General features: G+C 38.1%; 7 protein-coding genes. 4 read left to right on the top strand and 3 right to left on the bottom strand.

Annotated elements, in window-relative coordinates; translation table 11 throughout:
- Window positions 1-206: 206 nt before the first annotated feature.
- Window positions 207-1340, top strand: a complete 1134-nt coding sequence (locus tag MHM99_RS21435; protein WP_239220429.1) for an AMP-binding protein — start codon at window positions 207-209, stop codon at window positions 1338-1340.
- A gap of 740 nt (window positions 1341-2080) precedes the next feature.
- Here the strand turns inward: MHM99_RS21435 and MHM99_RS20535 are convergent.
- A complete protein-coding gene (locus MHM99_RS20535) occupies window positions 2081-2524 on the bottom strand; it encodes a PaaI family thioesterase (protein WP_187447829.1) in 444 nt (147 codons plus the stop codon).
- Window positions 2524-3006, bottom strand: coding sequence for a PaaI family thioesterase (locus tag MHM99_RS20530; protein ID WP_187447828.1), 483 nt, complete (start codon window positions 3004-3006; stop codon window positions 2524-2526). The genes MHM99_RS20535 and MHM99_RS20530 overlap by 1 nt, the downstream gene beginning before the upstream one ends.
- 587 nt (window positions 3007-3593) lie before the next feature.
- Between MHM99_RS20530 and MHM99_RS20525 the strand changes: the two genes are divergently transcribed.
- The 3 genes from MHM99_RS20525 to MHM99_RS20515 all read left to right on the top strand — a co-directional run bounded on the left by MHM99_RS20525 (window position 3594) and on the right by MHM99_RS20515 (window position 6164).
- Window positions 3594-5009: a coniferyl aldehyde dehydrogenase gene (locus MHM99_RS20525; protein ID WP_187447827.1), complete on the top strand. Its 1416-nt coding sequence runs from the start codon at window positions 3594-3596 to the stop codon at window positions 5007-5009.
- Between the two features lie 195 nt (window positions 5010-5204).
- On the top strand, window positions 5205-5630 hold the full coding sequence (locus MHM99_RS20520) for an MAPEG family protein (protein WP_187447826.1): 426 nt from the start codon (window positions 5205-5207) through the stop codon (window positions 5628-5630).
- Window positions 5631-5705: 75 nt separating this feature from the next.
- Complete coding sequence (locus tag MHM99_RS20515; RefSeq protein WP_187447825.1) at window positions 5706-6164, top strand: AMP-binding protein; 459 nt, start codon at window positions 5706-5708, stop codon at window positions 6162-6164.
- Here the strand turns inward: MHM99_RS20515 and MHM99_RS20510 are convergent.
- Window positions 6147-7077 (bottom strand): IS3 family transposase (locus tag MHM99_RS20510; protein ID WP_239220428.1); only part of this gene is annotated, 931 nt, incomplete at its 5' end. The genes MHM99_RS20515 and MHM99_RS20510 overlap by 18 nt on opposite strands.

Genomic DNA, 7077 nt, shown 5'->3' with positions numbered 1-7077 from the left:
GCCTGTTTGCGGGTTTTATGCATTTTATGGCTGACAAAAGAGACAAGATTGTTCAATATAGAGCGTGCATTCATGGTGTTTTCTGTGTTGGTTTTTTTTGGCGAAAGATCTGATCACCAAATGCCATGAATGTTCCCTAACTCTTTGACTTTATTTTACTATTCGTGGGGATAGCTCAGATTTCAATACCTGTTACAGGTTGCAACGTGCCAGATAGCTACCTTTGTTTTAATCAGTTACTTGAAAGTGCTGCTGATAAAGAAAATGAAGATCTAATTATTAGCGATCGCGATCCTCTACAAATTTTATACACCAGCGGCACAACATCTAAACCTAAAGGTGTAGAAACTTCTCATCTTGCCCTATTTATCAATAGCCTATCAGCAGCTATTGAGCTAGGCATAAAAAAAGAAGGTATAGGTACATCGGTTATGCCAATGTTTCATTGTGCACAACACCTAATTTCAACCTCAGTATTGCATATGAGTGGTACGGTTCTTATATTTAGAACGTTTGAACCAGAGGATTTTGTCAAAATTATTGAAAAAGAAAAAGTTAACTTTATTTTTCTTTTACCTTTAATGTGGAAAGCGCTTCTAGAGGTTCCTAACATAGAAAAATACGACTTCAGTGCATTAGATACTTGTATGTATGCAATGGCACCAATGGATAAACCAAGCTTACTCCGCTTGAAAGCTATTTTTAAATGTCCGTTTATCTTAGGCTCAGGACAAACAGAAATGACCCCCGTTACCACTGTCTTTCATGATAAATGGTCATATAAAGATGGTAATTACTGGGGAGAAGCGTTAACAACAACAGATCAAGCCGTAATGGACGATAATGGCGTAATATTACCCGATGGTGAAATAGGTGAAATCGTATGGCGTTCACCTTCAGCAATGAATAGCTATTATAAAGATCCTGAAGCTACCGCTGAAGTATCTACTTTTGGTTGGCATCACTCGGGGGATCTAGGTTATTTTGATGAAGATCACCAATTAATGTTTGTTGATAGAAAGAAGGACATGATTAAAACAGGCGGTGAAAACGTTGCTTCTGTTAAGGTAGAGAGAGTCATAATGTCACACCCAAGCGTAGCTGGTGTGACCGTTATAGGCTTACCACACCCTCATTGGACAGAAGCCGTAACCGCTATCGTCATCCCAAAATCTAATGTGAATATAACGGAAACTGATATAATAAAAATGTGTAAAAGCGAACTTGCTGGTTACGAGGTTCCTAAACGCATTCTATTTGTAGATGATATTACTAAAACAGCTACAGGAAAGTTTCTTAAAGCTCCTTTACGTGAAAAATATGCAAACCTATATTTATAATGCTGTTACTGAAGGCTTTTTTTTACAATTAAATATTGGATAATTAAAAATAAATCTATTGTGGTTAAGAAATATTGCCGACAGTCTTATAGCAAAGTCAGTTTTTTTCTGGCATATTTTGGCTTTAAACCGCTGTATTGTGATGTGGCAAATATTACTTTACTACTAGGTGGTATTTCTAAACTTAATGAAGTGAAACATTTTCTCTAATTAATCTATGCGCTCTAAAAATTTCAACATCCATCGAAATAGGCTCACCCTTATACAGTCCCAGCCTGGATTCGGAAAAACAGAGCTTTTAGATAAACTTTATCAAGAATCAAAAAATTTAAAAAAGTCTATACTTATATCTATATCTCAATCAGATAACAACCCCATAGCCCTTCTTAAAAAATAGTTATATCCCTTAAAGCTACTAACTTGGATACGAATACATCCTTTATAAATCAGCTTGATAATATCTCTTTGCCATCATTAGAGCCTATTATTAATTCAATGCTAGATTCATGTTTTATTAGTGAAATTAATTATATTTTTGTGGATGATGTTGATCTACTAATAGATAAGTCTTCTAATAAAATCATAAGTAGTTTATTACAGTCGCCGTAGATTTGGTTTATTTAAATTGGAATATAATCGAATTAAATCAAGTTTTTACGGCGACTTCTAAACTTGTTTAATCTAGCTTTCCATATTACGTGGAGACGATACTTTCCATGTGGCGTCTCATTTATTTCAGATTAATCGTGGATCAGCTTAAAATGGGAGCGCGCCACCGCGATGGCTTTATTTGGATCATCCTGCCAGGCAGTGATCTGCACATTAGCAATCCTCTTACCTAATTTGACGATATCACAACGCGCGTAGGTTTCTTGGGCGCGGCCCGAGAGCATGTAGTCGATATTAAAGTCAATCACTTTGGGCACGCTGGTGGACTCCATTGCCCACATTAAACTTACGATAGCTGCATTCTCCATAAAACCCGCAATCACACCACCATGAATAGCAGGCAGCGCAGTATTACCTACGTTTTTTTCATCAAATGGCATACGGAATACTAGAGAGCCATCTTCATTTTCAGAGAAGCGCACACCGAGAAAATTCGCATAAGGGATCATCTCAATGGCTTTATCAAACTCTTTGGTTTCACGTATTGATTTGAAGAAATCATTTTTCTCTGACATTACTTAACTACCCCTTGCATTTTACTACTGGACGCGCGCATAAAAGTTGCCACGCAGGACGCAACGGGGTCATTAATATCTGTTTGGTAAGCCACACCACGAATAAAGGCCACCGTATTGGTCAATTTATAACACTCCGCAGCCGCTTCAATGCCCTGCCCTGCCAACGCAGGTTTGAGAAAATCAACACGCAAATCCAAGGTGGCAATGGATTCCATCGCAGGCAAAGCACAAAACGTGGCCATACCACCAACACTGTCCATTAAAGACAGAATAACACCACCATGGATGATCCCGTTGGCGAGATCACCCACCAAGCTTTCTGCAAAGGGAATTCGAAATATGGCTCTGTTTCTTTCCAAAGAGACTGTTTCCATGCCTAGCTGCTTCGAGTGTGGGATATTCCCGAAAAACCCCTTTTTTGAAAGAACTGAAAATTGAGGGTCGTCAATTAGATAGGTACGCTCTTTTTTTTCTGACATACTATTTCCTCGTGCCATTTAATATTTAGGGGAGTAAAATTCTGTAATCATAGGCATTCCGTTAAACATAATCAACAACGTGACGACACCAAGGCGTGACTAAACTGTAAAATAAAAGTGGGCAGTAATCAATATAACCAAATTTGGGCATAAACATTGATTCTTAGCGCACATTTATTTACTTAGACATATATGGGGCTCTCGTGCTGTCAACGGCAAGGCCAAATATCCCCTCTCAGAGCAAAATTATCATTGTATTAACAAGTTCGAATATGACTGCCCAATGCCACTATCTAGTTGTATTGGTAGTTGAGTCTGAACGGCTGTGACTTATCGTATGTTGATGAGGTGATGTAAATCGCTGACAACCAGTAGTGAGACAATTTTGTTACGCCAAAATGCTTGTCTAGACGAAATGTTGAAGGATAGAGAACATAAACCTATTACCCCACAATATAAAGACAGTAAAGCCGCAGGGCATTAAAGCTACACTGTTATAAACGATAAGATATTGGCGCAAATTGCTAATGCAATGCAGTTGTTTAAATTGAATAATAAAAAAATGCTTATCTTGGAAAACTTATAATATGCACGTACTTCAAACCATAAATGACGTTAAAGAATGTTTCGAATTACAAAAATGTTATTTTTCATCCGAACCTTATCGGAGCTATGATGATCGTGTTAAAGATCTGAAAAAACTCAAGAGGCTCCTGCTTGATAATCAAGATGATTTCGTTGAGGCCTTAAATAAAGATTTTGGTAGTAGAAGTGCTGATGACACAAAGATAGGCGATATTATCACTACTATTTCAGGTATTAATTACACCATTAAAAACTTGAAATCATGGATGAAACCTAAAAAACGTAAAGTAGACTTGTTATTTCAACCCGCTAAAGCATCTATTTTGTTTCAACCTCTTGGTGTGGTTGGTGTAGTAGTACCATGGAATTACCCTGTATTTTTATCTTTAGGTCCTTTAGCTACGGCATTGGCAGCGGGTAATTGTGTTATGTTAAAAATGTCGGAGTTTACGCCTGTAACAGCAACGCTATTAGCCGGTTTACTTCATAAAGTCTTTAAGCAAAAACAAGTTGCTATTATTGGAGGTGAGGTTGAAATAGCTACGGCATTCACTTCGTTAGCATTTGATCATTTGTTTTTTACTGGCTCAACCAATGTCGGTAAAATTGTTATGCAAGCAGCCGCTAAAAACCTTGTACCGGTTACTTTAGAATTAGGCGGAAAATCTCCTGCAATTATTGATGGTATAATAGACATTAAACTTGCTGTTTCGCGTTTTATTTTAGGTAAAGTTCTTAACTCAGGTCAAACATGTGTAGCGCCTGATTATATTTTTTGTCCTGAAGATAAAGTCACAGTGTTAGTTGAAGAACTACAGAAAATTTATAGTAAAATGTATCCTAAAATCACTAATAATAAAGATTGTACCAGTATTATTAATGATGCCCAATTTGAACGATTAAATGGTTTGTTAGACGATGCGAGAAGTCATGGAGCAAATATAACTCCGCTCACTGCAGAACCTATCAACAAGACAGAAAGAAAAATGCCTTTAACCGTGCTAACTGATGTCAACGATGATATGAAAGTGATGCAACAAGAAATTTTTGGCCCTATCATCCCTATAATTACCTACAAAAATACCGCAGAAGCTATTCACTATATAAATAAAAATGACAGACCGTTAGCATTATATATTTATAGTTTTGATAAAGCATTCCAGCAAGAAATTTTATTGAACACTCATGCTGGTGGGGTCTGTATTAATGAAGCTACTTTTCATGTGGCCAATGATGATTTGCCTTTTGGCGGCATTGGAGCTTCGGGTATGGGCCAATACCATGGGGAAGAGGGTTTTAAAACATTCTCTCACGGCAAGTCAATTTTAAAGAAAGGGCGTATTAGTTTCGCCCACCTCTTGTTTCCTCCATTTGGCGGATTTATGCATAAATTGGTTTATAAATTATTTATTCGCTAGGCCGTGCATCTTAAATTGTTGTTGGATTCATTAAGTTAATCCTCAAGTCTATTTATTGTTCTGGCTTAACCCAAAAAAACATCATTCAATATGATGCTTTTGGGGATACTAATAATCAGTGATTAATGAACATAGCCCGCTTGGCAGGAACAAAATCAAAAAAATATCCTTTTTAAATAACAAACAGGAAAAAACATGAATCAAACCTTACTTGCGTTAACGGGCTTTGCTGGCTGGACATTAGTTCTTAGCTTCATACTCTTAAATATGAGAGCTTATTATACTTTTTTGAGTAGCAATAAAGTTGCCCTTAATAACTTTCATCCTGATGGCAGTAATACTCCTGGCTTTGGTCAAAGGCTTACAAGAGCCCAATTAAACTGTCTTGAGATGCTGCCAGTGTTCTGTGCTTTAGTCATTGTGGCGGCACTTTCTAAACAACTAGATATGATGAATTCAACTGTTATCTACCTACTTTATGCCCGTATAGCTCAATCAGTAATCCATATGATTTCAACTAATATTATCGCGGTTATCTTACGTGCTAGTTTTTGGAGTATACAATTAGCATTATTATTATTCTATTCCTATCAACTACTTGTAAATTTTTTTATAACGTAAATACAATATTTGGCTTTTATGCAAAATTTACTCATAAATAACTAGAATACTTAAACCTAAAAATAAGAGGTTGCTATGCACTTTTATCAAGCTTTACAACGAAATGCTACTATTTTACCTAACACTATTGGAACATCTTTCGCTGACAGGGAGCACACCTGGAATGAAGTTAACAACAGAGTAGCGAAATCAGCAAGTGGGCTAGCCGCCATCGGAGCAGGCAAAGGCATTCATATTGCAATTTTAGCTTTAAATTCAGATAAATATTTTGAGTGTTTAAATGCTATCCCTTGGTCTGGCAGCGTTATGGTGCCATTAAATATTCGGTGGTCTGTCAAAGAAAACCTTTATTCATTAAATGATTCGGAATGTAGCATTTTGTTTTTTGATGATGCTTTTATCGACACAGCTAAAGAGTTGAAGCTGAAATGTGACAATATCAAGCATATGATTTATATAGGTGAAAACTCGGCACCTGAAGGTACTGACGTGGTCAACCAAATTCACACAACCCAGTTAAGCCGCTTTTCCTAAGTTAGCCATGTCAGCTTCATATTGGTTTGGACTTTTGTAATCCAGATATGAGTGCATTCTTTGGCTGTTATAAAACATAGTAATATATTGCAGGATATCCTGCTGAGCAGCATGACGGCTCTGGTAATGACGCCATTGCACTCGCTCTTGTTTTAATGTGCCGAAGAAGCTCTCTACAACGGCATTGTCCCAACAATCACCTTTCCTACTCATGCTACCTGTTACCTTGTACTGCGCCAGTAGCTGTCTAAATTGTCGGCTGGCATATTGCGAACCACGATCCGAATGATGTATCAGGCCAGCCTTGGGCTTACGTTGCCATAAAGCCATTGTTAAGGCATCACACACAAGCTGGGCACTCATCCGAGAAGACATACTCCAACCCACGACTTTGCGTGAGAACAGATCGATGACAACGGCCAGATACAGCCAGCCTTCCTGCGTCCAGATATAGGTAATGTCAGAGACATACGCCTGGTCTGGTTTTTGCGCATCAAAGTCGCGTGATAGCACGTTATCAAATACAGGTTGCTGATGGTCGCTGTTGGTCGTTACTTTGTATTTTCTACGCCGTCTAACGCTCACGTCGGCTTCTTTCATCAAGGCTCTCGTACGCTGTTTTCCAACCGGATAACCGAGCGAATTCAGCGCGCGTTTCATTCGCCTGACGCCATAGGTATAGTCACTGGCATCTGCTATCTTCTGTACCCATTCAATTAGCTCATCATGTTGCGGATCGGGTTCAAGTTGCTCGTTTCGTTGCACTGCACTGTAGTAATTACGGCGACTGACTCCCAGAACCTGACACATCAGACTAATCGGCCAGGTCTTCTTATGTTGGGTAATGAAACCGTATTTCACTTGGTTTCTTTGGCAAAGAAGACCGTCGCCTTTTTTAGGATCTCTTTCTCCA

The sequence above is a fragment of the Alteromonas sp. MmMcT2-2 genome, assembly GCF_022348305.1.
GTDB classification, from domain to species: domain Bacteria; phylum Pseudomonadota; class Gammaproteobacteria; order Enterobacterales; family Alteromonadaceae; genus Alteromonas; species Alteromonas macleodii.
This window is presented reverse-complemented; position numbering and strand designations above follow the sequence as displayed.

Coding starts and splice junctions, on each gene's coding strand:
- MHM99_RS20535 (WP_187447829.1), bottom strand. CDS start 2,524: ATGTCAGAGAAAAATGATTTCTTCAAATCAATACGTGAAACCAAAGAG.
- MHM99_RS20530 (WP_187447828.1), bottom strand. CDS start 3,006: ATGTCAGAAAAAAAAGAGCGTACCTATCTAATTGACGACCCTCAATTT.
- MHM99_RS20525 (WP_187447827.1), top strand. CDS start 3,594: ATGCACGTACTTCAAACCATAAATGACGTTAAAGAATGTTTCGAATTA.
- MHM99_RS20520 (WP_187447826.1), top strand. CDS start 5,205: ATGAATCAAACCTTACTTGCGTTAACGGGCTTTGCTGGCTGGACATTA.
- MHM99_RS20515 (WP_187447825.1), top strand. CDS start 5,706: ATGCACTTTTATCAAGCTTTACAACGAAATGCTACTATTTTACCTAAC.